This is a genomic window from Streptomyces sp. NBC_01450 (genome assembly GCF_036227505.1).
Lineage (GTDB): Bacteria > Actinomycetota > Actinomycetes > Streptomycetales > Streptomycetaceae > Streptomyces.
In genome coordinates, this window is record NZ_CP109480.1 from 9640601 (window position 1) to 9661962 (window position 21362).

Annotated in this window: 20 protein-coding genes and 2 pseudogenes; 10 read left to right on the plus strand and 12 right to left on the minus strand. The window is 68.0% G+C overall.

The window, feature by feature from the left end:
• The first annotated feature begins 121 nt into the window (after positions 1 to 121).
• Together OG568_RS42960 and OG568_RS42965 are read left to right on the plus strand one after the other, a co-directional pair.
• A complete protein-coding gene (locus OG568_RS42960; RefSeq protein ID WP_329535442.1) occupies positions 122 to 937 on the plus strand; it encodes an SAM-dependent methyltransferase in 816 nt (271 codons plus the stop codon).
• Between the two features lie 285 nt (positions 938 to 1222).
• Complete coding sequence (locus tag OG568_RS42965; RefSeq protein WP_266580244.1) at positions 1223 to 1762, plus strand: AMIN-like domain-containing (lipo)protein; 540 nt, start codon at positions 1223 to 1225, stop codon at positions 1760 to 1762.
• Positions 1763 to 2457: 695 nt separating this feature from the next.
• On the opposite strand, the gene OG568_RS42970 is transcribed toward OG568_RS42965, so the two are convergent.
• Positions 2458 to 4125 carry a hypothetical protein gene (locus tag OG568_RS42970; protein ID WP_329535443.1) on the minus strand — a complete coding sequence of 556 codons (1668 nt, stop codon included), beginning with the start codon at positions 4123 to 4125 and terminating at the stop codon, positions 2458 to 2460.
• Between the two features lie 455 nt (positions 4126 to 4580).
• Here OG568_RS42970 and OG568_RS42975 point away from each other — a divergent pair.
• Positions 4581 to 4701 (plus strand): annotated as a pseudogene (locus OG568_RS42975) (pirin family protein); the annotation flags it as partial.
• A 400-nt stretch (positions 4702 to 5101) separates the two neighbouring features.
• On the opposite strand, the gene OG568_RS42980 reads toward OG568_RS42975, so the two are convergent.
• The 4 genes from OG568_RS42980 to OG568_RS42995 form a co-directional block, all read right to left on the minus strand.
• Entirely contained in the window at positions 5102 to 5296 is a 195-nt protein-coding gene (locus tag OG568_RS42980) for a hypothetical protein (RefSeq protein WP_329535444.1), read from the minus strand.
• A 351-nt stretch (positions 5297 to 5647) separates the two neighbouring features.
• The gene (locus tag OG568_RS42985; RefSeq protein ID WP_329535445.1) at positions 5648 to 6730 is read right to left on the minus strand and encodes an IS1634 family transposase; all 1083 of its coding nucleotides are present in this window, start codon (positions 6728 to 6730) and stop codon (positions 5648 to 5650) included.
• A 136-nt stretch (positions 6731 to 6866) separates the two neighbouring features.
• The gene (locus OG568_RS42990) at positions 6867 to 7493 is read right to left on the minus strand and encodes an NAD(P)-dependent oxidoreductase (protein WP_329535446.1); all 627 of its coding nucleotides are present in this window, start codon (positions 7491 to 7493) and stop codon (positions 6867 to 6869) included.
• A 37-nt stretch (positions 7494 to 7530) separates the two neighbouring features.
• Entirely contained in the window at positions 7531 to 9726 is a 2196-nt protein-coding gene (locus tag OG568_RS42995) for an MMPL family transporter (protein ID WP_329535447.1), read from the minus strand.
• Positions 9727 to 9838: 112 nt separating this feature from the next.
• Between OG568_RS42995 and OG568_RS43000 the strand changes: the two genes are divergently transcribed.
• Positions 9839 to 10429, plus strand: a complete 591-nt coding sequence (locus OG568_RS43000; RefSeq protein WP_329535448.1) for a TetR/AcrR family transcriptional regulator — start codon at positions 9839 to 9841, stop codon at positions 10427 to 10429.
• A 339-nt stretch (positions 10430 to 10768) separates the two neighbouring features.
• Here the strand turns inward: OG568_RS43000 and OG568_RS43005 are convergent, their stop codons facing one another.
• Together OG568_RS43005 and OG568_RS43010 are read right to left on the minus strand one after the other, a co-directional pair.
• Positions 10769 to 11008, minus strand: a complete 240-nt coding sequence (locus tag OG568_RS43005; RefSeq protein WP_329535449.1) for a TetR/AcrR family transcriptional regulator — start codon at positions 11006 to 11008, stop codon at positions 10769 to 10771.
• Positions 11005 to 11703 (minus strand): TetR/AcrR family transcriptional regulator C-terminal domain-containing protein, encoded by a 699-nt coding sequence (locus OG568_RS43010; protein ID WP_329535450.1) that lies wholly within the window; start codon positions 11701 to 11703, stop codon positions 11005 to 11007. Before OG568_RS43010 ends, OG568_RS43005 begins: the two co-directional genes overlap by 4 nt.
• A gap of 224 nt (positions 11704 to 11927) precedes the next feature.
• Here OG568_RS43010 and OG568_RS43015 point away from each other — a divergent pair, with 224 nt between their 5' ends.
• The 5 genes from OG568_RS43015 (at position 11928) to OG568_RS43035 (ending at position 16425) form a co-directional block, all read left to right on the plus strand.
• Positions 11928 to 12914 carry a zinc-binding dehydrogenase gene (locus OG568_RS43015; protein WP_329535451.1) on the plus strand — a complete coding sequence of 329 codons (987 nt, stop codon included), beginning with the start codon at positions 11928 to 11930 and terminating at the stop codon, positions 12912 to 12914.
• Positions 12915 to 12972: 58 nt separating this feature from the next.
• A complete protein-coding gene (locus tag OG568_RS43020) occupies positions 12973 to 13491 on the plus strand; it encodes a VOC family protein (RefSeq protein ID WP_329535452.1) in 519 nt (172 codons plus the stop codon).
• A gap of 422 nt (positions 13492 to 13913) precedes the next feature.
• The gene (locus tag OG568_RS43025; RefSeq protein WP_329535453.1) at positions 13914 to 15017 is read left to right on the plus strand and encodes a hypothetical protein; all 1104 of its coding nucleotides are present in this window, start codon (positions 13914 to 13916) and stop codon (positions 15015 to 15017) included.
• A 16-nt stretch (positions 15018 to 15033) separates the two neighbouring features.
• Positions 15034 to 15591, plus strand: a complete 558-nt coding sequence (locus tag OG568_RS43030; protein WP_329535454.1) for an ester cyclase — start codon at positions 15034 to 15036, stop codon at positions 15589 to 15591.
• 48 nt (positions 15592 to 15639) lie between these two features.
• Positions 15640 to 16425 (plus strand): MBL fold metallo-hydrolase, encoded by a 786-nt coding sequence (locus OG568_RS43035; protein ID WP_329535455.1) that lies wholly within the window; start codon positions 15640 to 15642, stop codon positions 16423 to 16425.
• 297 nt (positions 16426 to 16722) lie between these two features.
• Here the strand turns inward: OG568_RS43035 and OG568_RS43040 are convergent.
• The 5 genes and pseudogenes from OG568_RS43040 to OG568_RS43060 form a co-directional block, all read right to left on the minus strand.
• Positions 16723 to 16830 (minus strand): annotated as a pseudogene (locus tag OG568_RS43040) (DUF2809 domain-containing protein); the annotation flags it as partial.
• Positions 16831 to 16994: 164 nt separating this feature from the next.
• On the minus strand, positions 16995 to 17756 hold the full coding sequence (locus OG568_RS43045) for a hypothetical protein (RefSeq protein ID WP_329535456.1): 762 nt from the start codon (positions 17754 to 17756) through the stop codon (positions 16995 to 16997).
• 392 nt (positions 17757 to 18148) lie between these two features.
• On the minus strand, positions 18149 to 18340 hold the full coding sequence (locus OG568_RS43050; protein WP_329535457.1) for a hypothetical protein: 192 nt from the start codon (positions 18338 to 18340) through the stop codon (positions 18149 to 18151).
• Positions 18341 to 18672: 332 nt separating this feature from the next.
• Entirely contained in the window at positions 18673 to 19326 is a 654-nt protein-coding gene (gene rpiA / locus OG568_RS43055; protein WP_329535458.1) for a ribose 5-phosphate isomerase A, read from the minus strand.
• Between the two features lie 72 nt (positions 19327 to 19398).
• A complete protein-coding gene (locus tag OG568_RS43060) occupies positions 19399 to 20202 on the minus strand; it encodes a Cof-type HAD-IIB family hydrolase (RefSeq protein WP_329535459.1) in 804 nt (267 codons plus the stop codon).
• Positions 20203 to 20563: 361 nt separating this feature from the next.
• Between OG568_RS43060 and ppgK the strand changes: the two genes are divergently transcribed.
• Positions 20564 to 21337 (plus strand): polyphosphate--glucose phosphotransferase, encoded by a 774-nt coding sequence (gene ppgK / locus OG568_RS43065; RefSeq protein ID WP_329535460.1) that lies wholly within the window; start codon positions 20564 to 20566, stop codon positions 21335 to 21337.
• The last annotated feature ends 25 nt before the right edge of the window (positions 21338 to 21362 follow it).

Consider the following 21362-nt stretch of genomic DNA (forward strand, 5'->3'; position numbering starts at 1 on the left):
CAGCCTGTCCCACGACCAGCACACCAGTCGGAAGATGTGAACTAGCGGGCTGGAAAAGGGAGTTCGACCGTAGGATGCGCTGCGAATCATTCTCGCCCCGGATGAAGGACGTACACGACTCATGACGGACCCTGTGATGACGCCCGAGCCGGCAAAGCAGCAGAAGATCGACACGTCGGTGCCGCACTCCGCCCGTATCTGGAACTACTGGCTCGGCGGTAAGGACAACTACCCCGTCGACGCGGCGGCCGGTGACGCGTACACCGAGGTGTTTCCCGGGATCGTCACCATCGCCCGCTCCAGTCGTGGCTTCCTGCGTCGCAACATCGCGTATCTCGTCTCCGAGGCGGGTATCCGGCAGTTCCTGGATGTCGGTACCGGGCTTCCGACCGCGCAGAACACCCACGAGGTCGCCCAGGGGCTCGCTCCCGAGGCGCGGATCGTCTACGTCGACAACGATCCGATGGTGCTCGCCCACGCCCGTGCGCTGCTCTACTCCACCGAGGAGGGTGCGACCGCCTACATCGACGCCAACGTGACGGACCCGGATCGCATTCTTGAAGTCGCCGCCAAGACGCTGGACTTCGGTCGTCCCACCGCGCTCATCCTCAGCAACATCCTGGGTCATGTCGCCGACTACGATCAGGCCCGTTCCATCGTCACCCGGCTGATGGAAGCCCTGCCCTCGGGCAGTTACCTCTCCATCAACGACGGGTCGCGTGGCATCGACCCAGTCTTCGAGCAGGCCCAGGACGCCTACAACAACAGCGGCGCCGTTCCGTACAACCTGCGCTCCGTTGATGAGATCACCGCGTTCTTCGACGGTCTGGAGCTTGTCGAGCCCGGTGTCGTCTCGGTGACGGAGTGGCGTCCGGAGTCCGGCTCGGACGCCACGGAGGTCGTAGCCGAGCACGGTGGACTTGCGCGTAAGCCGTAAGGACAGGAGTGGCGCGGTCAGGCCGAAGGTACCGGGTCGGCCTTGCCGGAGGCGGTGGCCGATGCGGTCGATGTCGAGCGCACCTCACACGATGCCCAGGCCGAGATGGAACGGCAGGAAGAACGGCACCAGGCGGCGGCGCACGCGGAACACGCTGTGGTCTCGCGGGGCAGCTGGTGCTGGAAGGGCCTCTGCGCCGCAATGGGCTACTCCACTGCGCACAACCTTCCGGAAGGCCGCCGGTCTGAACAGACACACACCTACGCGAGCTACCGGGGGGTAGTCATGCGACGGATAGGTACTGCACTGGCCGCGATGATGCTGGCGGGCGGCGGCCTGTTGGCCGGCACGGTTCCGGCGGTGGCCGCGCCGACGGCCGTGGACTGTGCCGTGACGTGGGGGAGTCTGGACAAGACCGGTGACTCTGTTGCCTCCAGGCGACTGACCGACGTGAGGACCGGACAGCACGACTGCTTCGACCGTCTGGTCTTCGACGCCCAGGGCACGGCGGCCGACCCGATCGGCTACACGGTCCGCTACGTCGACGTACTGCACCAGGACCCGAGCGACGTCGTGGTTCCGATCAAGGGCGGAGCCATTCTGGAGATCTCGCTGTTCTCCCCGCGCTACGACCCGGCGACCGGACAGCCCTACCCGCCGCTTCCGTCCGTCAACGTCACCGGGTACCGGACCTTCCGGGAGTTCAAGTTCACAGGTGGCTCCGAGGGATACACCCAAGCCGGACTGGGCGTCCGGGCTCGACTGCCGTTCCGCGTCTTCCAGACGGCCAACCATCTCGTAGTGGATGTGGCTCACACCTGGTGACCCCGTACGGGAACATCCCCGCGGGCGCGGCGTCCTTCGGGTGGCGGAGAAGGTACCCGTCCAGGGTGCCGTGTTTGTCGCGTACCACTCGATGGTGTCCTTGATTCGTGCCGGAAGGGGAACGTCGCGGTACTCGCCGGCTTTGCGGTGCTTGAGCCACGCGTAGTCCCTGGTGGTCTGGTTCACCTGCTCGCTGATCCGGTAGACATCGTCTGCGACGATGAGGATGTCCATCGCGAAGAGCATGGGCAGAAGAAGCCTCGGCCTCGGCGTTTGTTCATGCCGGAGTTGAAGCCTGAGACCGACGCGGGTGAGTGGGACGGCCAACCAGCAGCGCTCGGGACGAACTGGCCGCGCCGCGGCGGGAGAACCGCCGGCCGCGGGAGGACATGGAGGTCCTCGAGCGGGCTACGGCTTTCTTCACGAAGGAGACCCGGTGGCGACGGTGCACCCGTTCATCGAGGCGGAGAAGCAGACAGGCCACAACATGAAACGCTCGGCTCCCCACTCTCCGGTGACGACCACAGCAACGTCCCGGGACGGCACAAGACCCAGTACCGGCGCCTGATCGACGTGATCTTCGGCGCCGTCACGGGCCCCCGCGACGGCGCCGCCAGTCTCCACCTCGAACGACACAGCCCGGCCTTCCAGCGATTGCCTTGCGTGCGTTTCCCGGGAGTGCGACAGGCACAGCGTCAAGGGACGACGGCGGCCGCGTCCCACACGATGAGTGTGCCGCCGCGGTCCATGGTCATCAGGTGTTGTCGGTCGGGTGACATACGGCAGTCGAGAACGAGGTCCGTGTGGGCCTCGAGGGTGTCCAGGAGCTCACCGGTGCGAGTCGACCGGATCTGCACGCGTCCCGCGACAGGCACGGCCAGCCAGTCCTCGGTGGTGGCGAAACGTGTACCCGTCTGCTTCAGCGTGAAGCGCTCGCGATTGCTGGGCAGTTCCAGAACCCGGAGGCTGTTCACGTCGCCGATAGCGATCCACGAGCCGTCCTGGGCCAGACCGAGCCGGTGGACCTCGTGCGGCTGGTCGGGCAACTCCGCGAGCAGCCGGCCGGAACGCGGGTCCCAGAGCAGGATCTGACTGCTACGGCCACGGGCGGCCAGGGTTGCTCCGTCGGCAGCGAGCGCCAGATGCGACATCCCCTGAGACGTGGGCTTCGTTCCCCGGCGTTCGTTGGTGAGCGGGTCGACGAAGCTGCCGGTGAAGGTGTTGTAGGCAACCCACATGCCGTCCGGACCGTACACGGACTCACCTACGGTGCCGACCTTGAAGGGGAGCTGTTCCTCGCCGCTGACAGCATCCCAGGCCTGAGCCTTCTCACCCACCGCGCTGGTCATGATGAAACTGCCGTCCGGAGCGACGGCGCAATGGTGGAGCTTGTCGGCCGGGCCATCGATCACCCGTCGTACGGCCTGGGCTTCCAAGTCGTACACGTGGACGAGCCGGTGGTCTCCGACCGCCACCAGCCATGTGGCGTCCGGTGACAGAGCGAAGTCGTAGGTAGACCGGGGCAGTTGCAGCACGGCACGGACCGCCGGCTGCTGCTGGGCCACGAGCTGCCCGGCGACGGCGGGCTGCTCCGGTTCTCCGTGGTGATCCGCATGCGCTCGCGGGGACGACACATGGCTCAGGGCCTGCAGCAGCTCGGCCTGCTTCCCCGGATCCGGCCGGGAGCCACGATCCTCCCCGCTCATGACCTCGTTGATCACTGAAGCGGTGGCCCTGGACTCCGGGGAGTCGACCAGGGTCAGATCGGCCAGCAGGCTCTGCGCTCCGAATCGCTGGATCTTCGCGATCTGCCAATCTGGAGACGCCACGAGCCTGGCGGCCTGAGCCGGATCGCAGTGCTGCATGTGCCACACCAGATGCCGCCACCAGTACCCGGCGCCGGTGGGCAGAGCCGGCCAGGGATCACCGGGTTTCAGCAGTGCGAGGGCGTTGTCCATGAGCCGTGCGTGCCAGTCGGCCGCTTCGTCCGCCGACCAGCGCGACCTCAAGCGCTCGTGCAGGGCCACTGGGACGGTCAGCCACCGCCTGCCGTCGTCGGCCTCGGTGATGCGCACGAGATCCACGCGATGGAAGTCCTCAAGCAGGCCCAGGGTGTTGTGGATGTAGCCGGATGGACCGGTGTCCGCATCGCTCCAGGCCTTTTTGACCTCGGTCACCCCCAGTTCGACGCCCGGGGGGACAGCCGCCAGACGCCGGGCGTCGAGGGAATCCTGATGACTGAGCCCCAGGCTCTCCAGTGCCGTGCCGATACGGTCGTCGCCCCAGTCTTTGTAGCCTGTCGCTTGCTCCCAGTGCTCCCTGAGTTGGCGATCGAGCCGACGCCGACCCCACCGTGTTCTCATTGCCTGTGCCTCCCCCACCTGGACATCCAGCGAAACAGTTCGAACGCCTGTATGCAGGCATTCCCTCCAGGCCGGCGCGCGAACTGCGGGCGAGCCCGCAACCCGGCACCACCGCACAAGGGCGGTGTCGTCACTTGTGTGTGCGCGGCCTGTGAGCCTCTTCCAACTTCGGGCTGCCGTCGACCAGATCGTCGTCAGGGGCAGCTGGTAGATCTTTGCCGTGACGTTCCTGGTGATGGTCGAGGGTGATCCGGGCGGATGGCATATCGGCCGAGAGGCACTCACAGAGGCGATCCGCGCTCGGTGGACGGATGTCGAGATCGACTCGACTCACCGCGGCGAAGCACAAAGCGTTTTGCGTCGAACGGTCTGTCCAACCAAATCCCGATCACCGATGCGGTCGAGTGGATGGGGCGCAACAGCATCGATGTTACGTTCAAGATCTACCGGCCCCTATCGCACAGGCCCGTTCGGACTGGATGACGGGCTCCCGATTCGGTGAGGTGGTGGGGTACGACGGGGCTCCACCGCGCGCTCCCGCCCGTACCACTGAAACCGCGCGGAAGGGTGCGCTGACCTGGGGTTCCAGCTCTAGTGCAGGCCTCTCGCGGGACACGGCTGTTCCGGCTCGACACCCCGTCTTCCCGAGGGGCCGATCGCTCCCGCGAAGTCGATCGACGGACAGCGCTGCGTTCTCATGTCTGGCCATTTGCAGGCTGGTTGGGTCAGCCTGATGCTGACCCAAGGCTGACTTTCTTGACAGGGCGTCAGTGTCATTGCGTTGGTGTCGCAGTTGTTGGAGCGCCCGCCCCGGAGCTGCCGCTCGCGTGTGGGCCAGGCCGATGCTGACTTCGGTGACTTGTGCCGGTGCAAGGCGCCCCCAAGTGCCCGGGCGACGAAGGAGAGGAGAAGTCCCTGACGAGGGCGTGCGGCGCGGGCATTCCCCGTCTGGCTCCGTACTTCGTGGGTAGCTCGTTCAGGTGTCTGGCCAACGGGGATGTGTTGGTTCCAGGCCGAGAAGGTCGAGGAGATGGAGCTGGACTCCGCGGCTGATGACGATGGTGGGCGGGTCGGTGGCATGGCCGACCCGCAGCCGTAGGCCGGAGAGGTGGTAGAGGATCATCCCGCCGGTGGGGCGGACCGTCTGGTTGCCGGGATGCAGCTCGGGCATCTTCTGGTCGCCCCCCAAGGGCCCGGCGGACCCGGTGTTCGATCAGGCAGAACACGAGCAGGGCCAGGCAGATCACCGGTACCAGCGCGGCGACCCGCTTGTTGTCCTGCACGAGACGGGGTGACGGCCAGAGGGCCCTTGAAGTCGCCGTAGCGGCGTTCGACCGTGCCCTGCTGGCCTTGTGACGCCGCAGCACCTCGGCGGCGTCGGCCTGCCCGGGGGTGAGGCTGGTCAGCAGCGCGTACCAGCCGTCGACAGCCGCCCCGGCCACAGGACAGCAGCGAGCCCGGGACAAACGCCTGGCCAAAGCCCGGGAAAAACTCGACAAGCTCCAGCGAGGACCGGTGGCCGCTAGGCGTTGCCGGTGAAGTGCACCAGGATCCGGCGGACTTCCACTCGTGGATCGCGCGTGCGGGGTCTGGGCAGGACGTGGGTGTCCTCCAGCATGCGGTAGGTCTCGCGCCGGTCGGCCGGGGTGTTCTCGTCCCGGGCGGGGGCGTAGTCCACGAGGTTCGCCGCCTCGAGGTCGAGGGCGGCATAGACCGCGTCGTCGACCGTGGAGGCCGGGACCGGGGCGATGAAGTCCGTCCAGGCCCTGATCAGGGCGGTGATGTTATGGTACGAGACCAGCTTGGAGTCTGCGACCAGCAGGAACTTCTTGGGGCCGGTCATCGCGCGCAGGGCGTTCATGGTCCCGGTGATCTGGGAGATCTCCGCGGCTCCGCCGTCGATGACGCGGGACAGCAGCGGGATGCCGCCGTCGCCGGTCACCGCGAGGCCGGTCTGGATCTGTTTGAGGTCGTAGCGGCGGTCTTTGGGATGCCCGTGTTTGATGCGGGGACTCTCCTCGTCCTGGTCGTCGGCCGGGTAGGCGCCGTGCAGCGACATGGACGTCATGTCCCAGTGGCAGGTGGACACGTCGATGCCGAACTCACCGATCGCGCGGGCTCCGATGCTGTCGGTCAGCTCCGCCAGGTGCGGGGCGATGGCGTCCAGGGCACGGCCGAGCCGGTCGTCGTTGAGCAGCTCCGGCTCGATACCGAAGACTTCCTCCACCGCCCACTCACGCGCCCAGTCCTCCACCCGCCACAGCGGGGCAGGCGCGGTCAGCCGGTTGGCCGCCGGCGTCTCGATGACCTGGCCGTGCGTCAGTTGAGCGATGTCACGGCCCGGACACAACCGGTCGACGGTCCCGGCCACATCGAGCCGGCGCAGAAACTCGGCAGCGACAGGCAGAGCGCCCAGACGCTTCCCACCAACGCGGTCACGACTCCACCAGACACTCCCACAGGCCCCGAACCAGTGTGGTCGGGTAGCCGGGTCACGGCAACGTGATCCGGCTACCCGACCACAACCAGCCGATGCACATGGCCAGCTCGGTTCTGGGCAGTTGCTCTGCGACCGAGCCAAGATTGGAGGCCGTCTTGAGGCCATGGGTATCGGGAAAGCGCCCGGCAGGGTCTGCACTCCAACCAGTGCCTCACGGTCCCGCCGAATCCGGTGCAGTCCCCGCCGGCCTGTCCTTCGCGTGCTCTGGTCAGAGTTCTTGGACCGGCGGCGGAGGATCGGGTCAGCGGTCCAGGATGGCGTCGCGGCGGGACCACTCCTTGCTGTGGGCCTGCTTGAGCATGAAGTCCGCCACGTCGGCGCGGCTGACGCGGCTGCTCACCTTGCGGCGCGGGGCCTCTCGCGCGGTGTACGTGCCGGTGAGGGAGCCGTTGGTCAGGATCGCCGGGTAGACGAGCGTCCAGTCGAGGCCGCTGGAGCGCAGGAGGGCGTCGGCTTCGGCCTTGTCGGCGAAGAGCTTGCTCATCATCAGGTTGATGACGGTCTTCGGGACGACGCCGGTGTACCGCATGGTGTCTCCCGCGCCGAGGGCGGAGAGCATGACGACGCGGTCGACACCGGCGGCACGTGCGGCAGGGATCAGGGCGCGGGTGGCGCGGCCGGCGAGGGTGGACTTGAAGTCCTTGCCCGGGCCGAGGGCGGAGAGTACGACGTCGCTGCCGGCCAGGGCGCGGGTGAGGTCGTCGGTGCTGGTCGCGTCGCCGGTGACGGCGGTGACGTCCGGATGGTCGCGCTGGGGCAGGCGGGCCGGGTCACGCACCAGGGCGGTGATCCGATGTCCGGCCTTGAGTGCCTGGCCCAGTATCTGCTGTCCGGTGGGGCCGGTGGCGCCCAGGAGAGTGAGCTGCATGGGAGATTTCCGTTCTGATTTCGGTGGTGATACTGGGTCAGCGGGTGCTGACGAGGTTCGGTTGCTCCGCCGCCGCGGCGGGCTGCGGAAGGTGGGCTCCCTCGATGTCGACGTCGGGAGTGATGCGGTCGAGCCAGCGGGGCAGGCCCCAGGCACGGCGGCCGAGCAGGGCCATGGCGGCGGGGACCAGGGTCATGCGGACCACGAAGGCGTCGATGAGGACGCCGAAGGCGAGGGCGAAGCCGATGGACTTGATGACGGGGTCCTCGTTGAAGACGAAGCCGCCGAAGACCGCGGCCATGATCAGTGCGGCGGCGCTGACGACGCGGCCGCTGCGGGCGACGCCGTGGACGATGGCTGCGGCCGGGTCGCTGGTGTTCTCGTGATGTTCGCGCATGCGGCTGACGAGGAAGACCTCGTAGTCCATGGCGAGTCCGAACAGGACGCCGATCAACAGGACGGGCAGGAAGCTGGTGACCGGTCCGGCTGAGGGGACGGACAGGAGGCCGCCCAGGTGGCCGTACTGGAAGACCCACACGGTGGCGCCCAGGGAAGCGGCGATCGAGAGCAGGAAACCGAGAACGGCCTTGACCGGGACCGGCAGCGACCTGAAGGCGATCGTCAGCAGGATCAGGGCCAGGGCCACGATGATGGCGATGAATCCCGGCAGGGAGTCGGAGAGTTTTCCTGCCACGTCGATGGCGGCGGCGGTGACGCCGGCGATGTAGAGGGTGCCGCCTGCCTTGGTGACGCCGGGGGCGTTGTCCCGCAGTCGGTGCACCAAGTCGGTGGTGGCCTGGGCGTCGGGCCCGGTCTTGGGCACGACGGCCATGATGAACAGGGTCTTGTCGGCGTTGGGGACCGGTTGGGAGACGGCGGCCACGCCGGTTTCCTTGGCCAGGGTGGTGCGCAGGTCGGTCACGGTGGCGGTGCGCTGGGCGGCGGGTATGTGGCTGGTGTCGGTGATGGCGGTGAGGGTGGCGTTGAAGCCGGGGCCGAAGCCTTCGGTCAGCAGGTCGTAGCTCTTGTGCTGGGTGCTTGCGGTGGGCTCCGACGCGTAGCTGGGCAGTCCCAGGCGCAGTTCTCGGGCCGGCAGGGCGAGCGCGAGCAGAGCGATGACACCGGCCAGCAGGACGATGAGCGGCTTGCGGGTGACGATACGGGCCCAGGTCAGGCCCCAGGATCCGGGGACGCGCTCGCGGCGGCCGGCTCGTGGGCGCCGGGGTTTGGGGCGCAGCCGCTCGCCGAACAGGCCGAGGACGGCGGGGACCAGGCTGACGGCGATGAGTACGGCGACCAGCACGGTGGCGGCGGCGGACAGGCCCATGACCGCCAGGAACGGGATGCCGGTGGCGGACAGTGCGGCCAGCGCGATGACGACCGTGGCTCCGGCGAAGACGACGGCGCTGCCCGCGGTGGCCACGGCCCGTGCGATGGAGTCCTCGACGTCCGTGTCGGGGTCGGCGAGCTGCTCACGGTGGCGGGCGATGATGAACAGGGCGTAGTCGATGCCCACCGCCAGGCCGATCATGACGGCGAGCACGGTGGTGGTGCCGGTCATCTCGACGAAGCGGGACACGAACTTCACGCCCAGGACGCCGATGGCCACGCCCACGATGGCGGTGACGAGGGGAAGTCCGGCGGCGACCAGTGAGCCGAGGGTCAGGGCCAGGACGACGAAGGCGATCCCGACTCCGACGAGTTCCGCCGGTCCGCCGACCTTGGTCGCGGGCTTCATCGCGGATCCGCCGTACTCGACCTGAAGGCCGGCGTGGCGGGCCTTGGCCATCGCCTGTGCGAGGGCGTTCTTCGACTCCTGCGTCACATCGGCGGGGGCCTGGTGGAAACGGATGTCGGCGTAGCCGATCCGCTGGTCCGCGGAGACCGCCCCGGTCTTGAACGGATCGGTGACCTGTACGACCCCCGAGATCCCGGCGGCCTTCGCCAGGCCCGCCTCGACGGCGGCCTCGGTCTCGGGCGCGGTGAGCGTGCTGCCCTCGGGCGCGGCGTACACCACGCGGATCACGCCGCCCGCGGCGGCCGGGAACTTCGCCTCCAGCAGGTCCTGGGCCTGCTGGGACTCGATCCCCGGCACCGTGAAGTCCGAGGCCACCTTGCCGTGGATGGTGATGCCGAGGCCGCCGACCACGGCAAGCAGGAGCAGCCAGACCGCGATGACCCGGCCGCGGCGGCGCACGGCCCAGCGTCCCCAGGTGTACAGGCGTGACGCCATGTCCGTCTTCCTTCTCTCGTTCCGTGGACGCCCAGCGGGCCCCGAATTCGCTACACCGTAACGCATTTTTGCAGTCTGATGTAAATTCACCTCGGATGGTAAAGTATGGGTCATGACAGGTGACGGCCTTCGGGAGCGCAGCAAGGCCCGGCGCAGGGAAGCGATCCTTCGGGCGGCCTACGAGCTGTTCGCGGAACGCGGGTTCGAGGCGACGACGATCGCCGACATCGCCGAGCGGGCCGAGGTCTCGGCACGCACGGTCACGCTCTACTTCCCGTCGAAGGTGGACCTGGCGCTGGCTCAGTCAGCGGCACTGGCCGACCGGCTCGGCGTGGCGCTGCGCGACCGGCGGCCGGGCTGGGTGACGGTGGACGCGCTGGAGCACTGGGTGCGCATCGAACTCGCCGGCCGCAGTGACCTCGATGACCTCTCGGAGCGGATGTTCGACCTCAACCCGCAGCTCAGAGCGGCCGCCAACGGTCGCTTGGCAGGTGTCGTCCAGGAGGGCGCCCGCCTGCTCGCCGAGGAACAGGGCGGCAGCCCGGACGACTTCGGACCGCGTATGGCGGCCGCCGCCGCGGCCGCAGTCATCGGTGAACTGCTCCACAGTCGCGAGGACGCCGACATCGACGCCGCGCTGGCGTTCCTGCGCGCCGGACTCGCGACACTTCCGTCGGCACCGGCGCCCGCCGGTACGGCCTGAGGGAGGAGGGATCAGGAAGGCTGAAGACAGCCGAGGATCGCCTGACGGGTCCGCACAAGGACAGAGGTGCGGACGGCAGGAGCGAGCCGGCCGAAGGCAACGGCGACGCCTTGGCCCAGGATGCGCGCGGCGAGCTCGCCGACCGGCTCGGTGCCCTGTCGTGCAGGGCGGCACCGGGCTGCCGTACGTGCCACGGGTCGGTCCTGCGCGAGGGCCATGGCGGCGTGGAGCGGACCGTCGACGGCCGACTCCGGCGTCGGACGGCGTTGCCCCGGGGGAAGCGGGGCCGGGCTCCGCGTCCTGAGGTGAAGTTCGCCGGTCATGCGTCGGCGCAAGGCCTCAACGACGGCCTGCTTGCCGGGGAAGTATTGGCTGGGGGAAGTACTGATAGAGACTGCCCGGCGAGACACCTGTCTGGCGGGCGATGGTGTTCGTCCCGGCGGCGTCCACCCCGACGGCCGCGATGACCTCTTCTGCCGCGGCCAGGATCTGTTCGGTGCGGCGCAGGCCACGCGGTTGGCGCTTCGTGCCGCCGCGCGTCCTCGTGCCGGGTGTGTCCGGGGCGCCGGGGAACGTCATGCCCGTGGTCCGCTGGGCAGGCCGCCGTCGTACGGCAGGCCCACCCGCGTGGCCAGCCCGGCGATCAGCAGCTCGATGCCGTACTCGAACTCCACGTCGTGGTCGCTGACGGCCAGGTAGGGCGCGGTGGAGGTCAGCAGGGGATCCCCGGTCGCCGTGATCTCGTCGACCCGCTGCTGTACCTGATCGGGGTCCACCGTGCCCACGGTGATGGCGGAGCCCAGTTCCCGCATGATCGTGCCGACGATGAAGGCGACGTAGCTGCGCAGCGCGTGGACCTGCTCCGCGGGTGCGAGGCCGAGCTCGGCGAAGCCGCCCAGTGCGGAGCGGATGGTCTCCAGAGCTGCCGGTGACTGCGTGGGGCGGGTGCAGACCAGCTGAAACGCCTTGGGGTGCTGCTTGGCGGCGGTGCGGAAGGCGACGGCGTGCGCCCGGATGCGGTCCTGCCAGGTGCCGGCGTCCGCTCCGGAGAAGTCGATCCGGGCGAGCAGCATCTCGGCCACGCCGTCCAGGAGGGCTTCCTTGTTCGGGACGTGGTTGTAGAGCGACATGGCCTCGACGTCGAGTTCGGAGGCCAGCTGCCGCAGGGAGAAGGAGTCTGGACCCTCGCGGTCGATCACCTTCACCGCCGCGGCGATCACCTTCTCCCGTGTCAGCCCGAGGCGTCTGCCCCGGCCGGTGCCTCGGACGCTCATGCGGTCAGCCTCCTGTGTACGGGTCGTGGCGCAGCGATCGTATCGGCACCCTTGACATCACTTACAGCGCAAGTCTAGCTTCGGCGAAGACATACGCCATAAGTGTTTTCGCCCGTGCAACCCGTCGGCAACCAGCGGGGGCGGCATCGATCCGCAGCAGCGGCTCCCCGGAGCACTGGAGTACCGGATCCCTGGCGAGCACTTCACACAACGGAGAACCACCGATGACGAACACCATGCGTGCGCTGCTCGGCGGCGCCGGACCCGACTGGGAGATGCGCGATGTCGAGGTGCCGACTCCCGGGTCGGGGCAGTTGCTCGTCCGCGTCCGTGCGGCGGCCCTGAACCGGGCGGACCTGTACATGCTTCAGGGCACCTACAACCCGCGTGCCAGGACCAGCGACCTGTTCACGGCCGGACTGGAGTTGGCGGGCGAGGTCGCGGCAGTCGGTGACGGCGTGAGCGGCGTCACCGTTGGCGAGCGGGTGAGCGGTGTGACCCTCGGCGCGTTCGCGTCGTACGCGCTGGTCGACCACCGGCACGTCATCAAGGTGCCGGAATCGCTGGAGTGGACCGACGCCGCCGCGCTGCCGGTGGGACTCGCGACCGAGCACGACGCCCTGGTTCAGGGCGGGTTCACCCTCGGCCAGAGCGTGCTCGTCGTCGGTGCCACCTCCTCGATGGGGCTGCTCGCCGTGCAGCTCGCCAAGGTGCTGGGCGCATCCCAGGTCATCGCGACCACCACCTCCGACAGTAAGGCGGGCACACTGAAGTCCGTCGGAGCGGACCTGGTCGTCGACACCTCCGCCGAGAACCTCGCCGAGGCCGTGCAGGACGCGACCGGCGGCACCGGAGTCGACCTCGTGCTCGACCACGCCGGCGGTCAGCTCTTCGCCGACACCTTCCTGGCCACGCGGATCGGCGGAACCGTCGTCAACGTGGGGCGGCTCGCGGGGGCGGAGTCCACCGTCGACCTCGACCAGCTGGCGTTCCGACGACTCAGGGTGCTCGGTACGACCTTCAGCGTCCGCACCCCGGATGAACTCGCCGACGTGTGCGCGGCCCTCGTACCCGACGTCGTTCCCGCGGTCGCGGAAGGCCGTGTCCGTCCTGTCGTCGACCGTGTCTTCGCCTTCGACGACGCCAAGGCGGCCGCGGACCATATGCGCTCCAACCAGGCCGTGGGCAAGATCGTCCTCACGCTGCCGTAGCCATCGCGGTTCTGTATCGCGCCCCTTCCACGCTCACGCCACAGAAAGCAGCCGCACCATGAGCCGCATCTTCGGTCAGATCAACCAGATCGGATACGTCGTCCGCGACCTGCACGCCGTCATGGAGCACTGGGTCGCCCAAGGGGTCGGCCCCTGGTTCTACATGGACCCGGTCGTGACGGACTACGTCCGCTACCGAGGCGCCGACTCCGGCATGAAGATGGCCGCCGCCGTCGCCAACTCCGGAGACATCCAGATCGAGTTGATCCAACCGCTCAACGACGAACCCTCCCTCTACAAGGACTTCCTCGACGCCGGCCGGGAGGGCGCACAGCACGTCGCCTACTGGACCGCCGACTACCAGGAGCTCTACGACCGCGCCCTGTCCCTCGGCTACACCGTCGCGCAGGAAGGCGCCATCCAGGGTGGCCGCTTCGCCTACCTCGACACCGAGACGCATCCGGGCACGGTGATCGAGATCTCCGACGTCGGCGGTGCGAAGGGCGAGGTGTTCGCGGCCCTGCGCGACCTCGCCGCTGGCTGGGACGGCAACGATCCGATCCGCGAGTTCGGCTGACCGGCCCCTCACGAAGGAGTGCGCCATGGAGTACCCCGACCTGTCGGCCCTTCCCACGGAGCTGCAGGAAGCCGTTACCACGCGCGGTTCGGTCAATGTCTACCGCATGATCACGCACTCGCCCGGACTCGCCCCGGCTTCCTGGAGATGGCCGACGCGATGTTCCGGGGCAACTCGCTGCCGGACCAACTGCGTGAGCTCGTAATCGTGCGGGTCGGTCACGTCCACCGGGCGCCGTACGAGATCCACCACCACGAGAACTGGCCGCCTGTTCCTCACCGCGGGGCAGCTCTCCGATCTCGTCATCACGGTCGGCTCCCACCAGCTCGTCAGCAACTTCCTCAACACCTTCGGCGTGACGACCGAGGGCGAGACCAGCCCGTACTGAGCCACGTCCCCACTCGAAAGTCCCAGGAGGACCGATGAAGCTCGCCTGGCAGGACGCCGACGTCCTCGACATGCCCACGCTCGGCACACGGATCACCGCTTTCGACGGCCTGGCCGAGGTCGCCGGCGGGTACGGCGCCAAGCTCGCCTTCGCCCGCACCCGGGCCAAGGCGTTCCGCACCGAATTCGCCGCCACGGGTACGCCCGACAGCGTGACCACCTGCGACCTGATCACCCTTCCGTACCCGACCAAGTTCGGTCTGTTCCGGGCGAGTCGGGCCATCGCGCCGTTCCTCTCCATCACCAACCGCATGCTCGTCATCCGGTGGACGGAGACCGACGGACGCCGGCGGGTGCTGCTGTTCGAGCCCAGCGACGTGGAACTCGGCCAGAACACCCCGTACTTCGCCGCGCTCATCCGCCGCACCCCCGGACCGCTGCGCTCCCTGCTCACCACGGAACACGGCACGGTCCTGGGCCATCTCACCCGGCTCGGCATCAAGCCGGAAGACGTCGACTACCTGATGTTCGACCACCTGCACACCCAGGACCTACGCCGCTGGGTCGGCACCACCGGACCCCAAGCCGACCTCGGCGGAACCGTGAAGCCGGCCTTCCCCAACGCCAAGGTCATTGTGCAGCGCCACGAACTGCTCGCCATGTCCCAACTGCACCCGCTCCAACAGCCCTGGTACCAGCCGGAGACCTACCGCGACGTCCGCCCCGACGCCTTCCTCGCCGTCGACGGCAGCCTCGTACTCGGTCCCGGCGTCGCCGTGGTGGACACCCCCGGCCACGTCCTCGGCAACCAGACCCTCGTGCTGAACACCTCCACCGGCATCTGGGCCAGCAGCGAGAACGCCATCGCCGCCGAGTGCCTGACTCCCGAGCACTCCCGGATGCCGGGCATCGCCCGCTGGGCCCGCACCTGGCAGCAGGAGATCGTGCTCAACGCCAACACCATCGAGACCACCGCCGACCAGTACAACTCCCTGGTCATCGAGAAGACCCTGGTCGATCGCTGCCAGACCGACCCCCGGTTCCTCCAGTTCTTCCCCTCCAGCGAACTGACCGCCTCCTGGGCCAATCCCGGCACCACGCCGACCTTCACCCACAAGGCCATCCGCCACACGGCCTGAACGATCAGGAAACGCCATGATCACTGACGAGATTCGCACGTCCCGCCACAAGCTCGTCCTCGACCACTTCCAGAACGAGGTCCGCCAGGAGTGGGACGACGTCCTGTCGACGTTCCCGCACCCGCACTACGAGCTGATCCCGACCATGCAGGTCCACGACGGCGACACGGCCGTGCGCGGCTACTACCACGACAGCCGCGTCGCCTTCCCCGACCAGGACCACGAGATCATCGCTTTCCGCCACAGCGACGACGCCGTGATCGCCGAGTTCTGGCTCCTCGGCACCCACCGTGGCCCGCTCGGCGCCATACCGCCCACCGGCAGCCGCTTCCGGGTGCGCATGACCGCGTACTTCATCTTCGACACCGACGACAACGGCGAAGAGAACCTCGTCTGCGAACGCATCTACTTCGACAGCCTGACCATGCTCAAGCAGCTCATCGGCGGCCTGAACATGAGAAACCCCAGGAACTGGCTCCTGGCGGCACGCTGCCTCAAAGGCCTCCTCGCCATGTCGGGCGACAAGCCCCATCCCACGCTCGTCAACACCACACCCCCTGCCTTCGCCGACTGACGACACCGAGCAACGACCGCCGCAAACCGCCACACCAAGGACTCGCCCATGAAGATCCACCACCTCAACTGCGGCACGATGCTCCTGCCGACCGCACACCTGGTCTGCCACGTCCTCCTCATCGAGACGGCGGGCGGGCTGGTCCTCGTCGACTCCGGCTTCGGCCTGGACGACATCGCGGATCCCAGACGGCGCTTCGGGCCAGCCCGCCATGTCGTCAGACCCGTCTTCAAGGCCGAGGAAACCGCCGTCCACCAGGTCGAGCAGCTCGGCTTCACACGTGACGACGTCCGGCACATCATCGTCACGCACTTCGACGCGGACCACATAGGCGGCCTCTCGGACTTCCCGCAGGCCCAGGTCCACCTCACCGCAGCCGAGGCACTCGGGTCCATGATCTCCCCCTCCCGACGGGAGAAGATCCGCTACCAGTCGGCCCAATGGGCCCACGGCCCGAAGATCGTCGAACACAGCCCCGACGGCGAGAAGTGGCGAGGCTTCGCCGCGGCCAAGGAACTCGACGCCATCGCACCCGGAATCGTCCTCGTGTCACTCCCCGGTCACACCCGCGGGCACGCGTGCGTCGCGGTCGACACCGGCACCCGCTGGCTGCTGCACGCCGGCGACGCCTTCTACCACCACGGCACGATCGACGGCCGTACGCCCGTCCCCGCCGCCCTGCGTGCCATGGAAACCCTCGTCGCCTGGGATCTGAAAAGGGTTCGGGACAACCATGCCCGCCTGGCCGAGCTGTATCGCCACGCGGATCCCGACCTGGCGATCTTCTCCGCCCACGACCCGATCCTGTACGAGAGGGTTCGCGCCGAGGCGTAACGGCCTTCTCTTCGGCGCGACAGGCTGGTTCGAGTCGAGAGGGCGCAGGGTCGGCAGCGGAGGTGGTGCAGATGCCGGCATGTCTGGTGCGCAGACCGGGGTAGGACGACGCCGACTGCTGCCTGCGCTGTGGAGCGACTGTCGCCTTCGTGCCGCCGCTCGATCCTCGATGTCGGAGCCACCCCCGCGCGTGCGGGGCCGCGAACGCCAAGAACCGCCAGCACTGGTCCGCGACCCCTGGCAGCGGCGCTATGTGCGCCGTTTCGCTGGTTGACCTCGGCCTGCGGCGTGGACGAATCAGCCGAGCGCGGCTCCGACGGCGTACCAGAACAGGTCGGGCGTGTGGAAAGTGGAGCCCAGAACGAGGCGGGCGACGACGCTCCGCCGGGACAGCTCCGCGGGCACCCCACGCGCGGCGCGACGGCGAAGCGCAGGGACAGTCGCTCCTCGTACTCGGCGTCGTTCTGGGGGACGTGCTTGCATCACCGTGGGGTGAAGTACTGATACCGGTAGTCGGTGGTTGAAGTAGCGGAGCCCCGCCTCGGTGAATGAGGCGGGGCGTCGTGCTGTCAGTTGTCGGGGTCGCGTTCCGGCTGGTCATCGTTGACGCTGCCGACCTGCTGGCCAGTCGATTTGATCCGGTCGTCGATGACGATGGCCACGGGATCCCCGCCGGTGCCGCTGTGGGGGTCCTTCGCGACGGCCTTCACGGTTTTGGCGATACGCCCGTACACGTGCTGGGCGATGGCCGCCGTACCCGGGTCGGCGCCGTCGGCTTCGTGGACGGCTCGAAGGCTGGTGAGGGCGGCGACGAGGGATGGCCCGGAGACCTGCACCTTGACGATGCCGTCTTTCTCCTCGACGCCGCCGGGAATGTGGAAGTGGCGGTCTTGGCCCGCGTGTTCGACGAGGAACGCCCAGGTGTCGCGGTGGACGCGGAGTTCGGCGGCGGAGATGCCGACCGCGGCGAGGAGCAGCTTCGGATGCTTGTCTTCCTTCCCTTCCTCCTGGTCCTCGACGAGCGGCTGTTCCATCGCGGCGGCCGGCTCGGGCGGGCGTTCTTCGCCGTACCGCTGGGTGTTGGCGCGAATGGTGGCGAGGTCGGCGCTGAACGCGGCCAGCTGGCCGATGAGCATCTCCCGATTCTCGCCGAGTGCTCGCCGGACGACTTCCCGGGTGTCGTTGAGGTGGTCGCGGGCTGCGGTTTCGGTGCGGTCGATGGCGTGCTGCTGGCTGTCGACTTGCTGCCGTAGCGCGCGGAGTTCCGCCAGCGCTTGCGTGAGCTGCTCACTGATCCCTTGTAGCTGCTGGCTGTGGTCCTTGCCGAACATCGAGCCCCCCTCGATTGTCGACCAACCTGGTCAGGGTGAGGGTGGGACATGACGGGGGCAAGGTCGCGAACCGGACAGTTGCGTGTTGAAGGGCCCTCGCAATGGAAATGCTCCGGTTGGCGGGCATCGTGTCCGACCGATGCCGTCTCGCGGACTTGCGGGCATGGACAGATATACGGAGTTGCCCATCGCGTCAAAGCCGGGCCTGCCGCAAGACGAGGTGGATCTGATCGCAGCCCAGGTGTGGGCGGAGCCGCCGAAGCCGGGTACGCCGAAGGCCTGGCCTGGGCGGGTCTCCGTTTCGCGGGGTTTGGTTCCGAGGGCCTGGTGCGGCTAGAGGTTGAGGAGGGCGTTCCGGGCTGCTTCGTAGTCGGTTCCGAAGGGAGCGACGTTCAGGCCATTCGCCCCGTCATCATCGTCGTGACCGACCATGACAGCGCCGCCTTCTCGGAGCAGCTTCTCCTTCCGCTCCCTTTCAACGCGGCTTTGCGCTCCTGGACGAAGCTGGAGAGCAGCATCTTGATGGGTTCGAGGTACTGGTCGGCGCCACGGGAGAGGCGTTGGAGGCTGTAGATCGCGCCCATTCGTTCGGCGTGGCTGTTGCTGCCGACCAAGTTGGTGGTTGCGGTGCGTGTAGATCAGACCGAAGGCTGCGATGGCTCCGGCGCCGACGGCAACGAGCATCGGGCGGAAGCCGGTGATGACTACTCCGTCTGCGGGCTGCAGACCTGCCTTTCGGATGTGAGAGCCATCGAACAGCCATGGGCCCTTCCAGAGGGGCCATCCGTAGCCGAGGACCACGATAAGGATGCCGAGCGCTGAGCCGGCCTTCTTCCACCCGTTCATGGCGTGCATCTTGGCCTCGCCAACTGCCCGTCATGCGTGAAATGCGAACGTCAGAGCGACATCTGCCCTATCAAGCTCGGGACTTGACGTGATCGAGGTGCTCGACCGAGTCGCCGCGGGCGACGAACACGTCGGCGACCAGCGGCGGAGGGAACAGGCCGTGCTCGACGACGCCAGGGGTGGCGCCGAGCAGCGCCGCCACGCCCGCGGGGTCGTCGACGGCACCGTGGTAGTCCGCGATGACGCCGCCGTCGGGGCTGCGTGGCGCGTTGCGCAGGGAGACCGGGTGGAGCAGACGCATGGTCACGGCCAGCCCGAACTCGAGCAGTTCGAGCGGGACCGGCGGGTGCAGCGCTGTCACTTGTTTGCTCGAGTCGGCGATCACGACGAAGCGATCGGCGGCTGCCGCGACAATCTTCTCCCTGGTGTGCGCGGCACCGCCGCCCTTGACGAGCCAGCCGTCCGGCGCTATCTGGTCCGCACCGTCAATCGTGATGTCGAAGCGGTCGATGCTGCCGAACGGTTCGACCCGCAGATCGAGCATCAGGGCCGCCTCCTCGGTCCGCGGCGACGTCGCGACACATCGCAGCGACAGCCCGCGGTGGGCCAGCGCAGGCAGGAGGTAGGCGACGGTCGAGCCGGTGCCGAGGCCGACGGTCATGCCGTCCTCTATGAGCTCGGCCGCGGCCTCGGCGGCAAGTTGCTTCTCATGCTCGACGCTCATGGATGTCCTCCTCCTTGACCAGGCCGAATCTCAGGCTCAGGGCAGCCGGACCCGGGTATGCGGTGACGGGGGTCATAGGACGAACTGCTCGACCGCGTGCGCGAAACCCTCCTCCTCGTTGCTCGTAGTAACCCGCCTCGCCGCGCGCTGGACCTCGTCGCTGGCGTTGCCCATCGCGATGGACAGTCCCGAGTGGGCGAACATCAGCACGTCGTTCGGCATGTCGCCGATCGTTGCGATCTGTTCGGGGGAAATCTGGAGCTTGGTGGACCAGTACTTGACGACACCGCCCTTGTTGGCCTGCGGATGGGTCACATCGAGGTAGTAGGGCTGCGAGCGAGCGGCCGAGACATGCTCGCCGAACTGCGCGCGAGCTGCGACCGCGGCCGCCTCTACGGCCTGGTGGTCATCGCAGACCCCGACGACCTTGGCGGCGCCCTGCTCGAGCCCGTCGAAGCCGGGAACGAGCGTGGGCGCGAACTGCACCGTCCAGCTCTCGCGATCCACGTGCGGCCCCTTCATGTCGCGGACGTACCAGTCGGCGCCCCGGTAGATCCAGACACTGAGGCCGAACGACTCCATCAGCGTGACGACCGGGGCGACCACCTCCGCGGGAATGACCTTTTGTTCGACAACGGTCATATCCGGGTTGACGATGAGACCACCGTTGAAGGCGGCGAGTTCAGTGGCCAACGCCAGCGGCTCGATGATCATGGACATGCCGCGGGGTGGCCTCCCGCTGGTCACCGCGAAGAGGACGCCGGCGTCGTAGAGCTTGTGGACCGCCTGGACGGCGCGGTCGGTGAGGACCTTGTCGCTCGTGACCAAAGTGCCGTCGACGTCGGCAAGAAGCAGGCGGATCGGTCGGGTGGGCATCACGCCTCCGTAAGCTCTGGTCGCGGCCGGTCCGGGTGGGGAGGGGCAGCGGCTCATGGATGCGGGGGACCTGTGGGTCGGGTTCCCGGTCGGCTTGATTTCCGAAAGTTGCTGAAGGGTGCTGTCGCGGTCGGCGTGAGCCGCAGTCGCGTTCCGCTCGAACCGAGGGGAAGGCCAATGCCCTGGCGGGCACGCAATGCTTGGGTATACCCCTCAAGCTTCGATATAACCCCATAAGGGTCATGTGGCGAACATCAGGGATATATGCGAGTGTCAAGGATTACGTGACAAAGCTCTTGCGGGGCTTGATGTCCAAAATTCAAGCAACACATTTTGGGCCGGCCCCTGAGGGGAGCGGGCAGTGACGCAGGAAATTCTGGACAAGACGGCCCGCGTGCTGGGGGTCGACATCGGCGGGACCGGTATCAAGGGAGCGCCGGTCGACATCGAGCTCGGCAGCCTCATCGGTGAGCGGGTCCGGATCCCGACCCCGCATCCGGCGACTCCGGGGGCAGTCGCGGACGTGGTCGTGCAGGTGCTCTCCCAGATCGGCGTCCCAGGACCGGTCGGGCTGACGCTCCCGGCAGTCATCCGGGGCGGCAAAGTCCAGACGACGTCCAATATCGACCCGGCCTGGATGGAGACGGACGCGGCCCAGCTCTTCGCACGGGCGACCGGCCGCGACGTGAGGGTAGTGAACGACGCCGACGCGGCCGGGATCGCCGAGATGCGCTTCGGCGCCGGCAAGGCACGCAAGGGCGTTGTCGTGATGGTGACGCTCGGCACCGGTATCGGCAGTGCCGTCTTCTCCGACGGGTTCCTGGTGCCCAACAGCGAGTTGGGGCACCTGCCGCTGCACCACGAGGATGCCGAGGACTGGGCCGCGGAGTCGGTGCGCGAGCACGACGACCTGTCCTGGAAGAAATGGGCGCACCGCCTGGAGAGGTATCTCGAGCTCGTCCAGCGGCTGTTGTGGCCCGACCTGATTATCATCGGCGGCGGCGTCAGCAAGAAGGCCGACAAGTTCCTGCCGTACATCGAGCTCAGGACCGAGCTCGTGCCGGCGCAGCTGTTGAACGATGCGGGCATTGTCGGCGCGGCGCTCTTCGCCCCGGCCGGGAAAGCTCAGCCCTAGCCTGCCTCGCTCGATATGAGCGCAG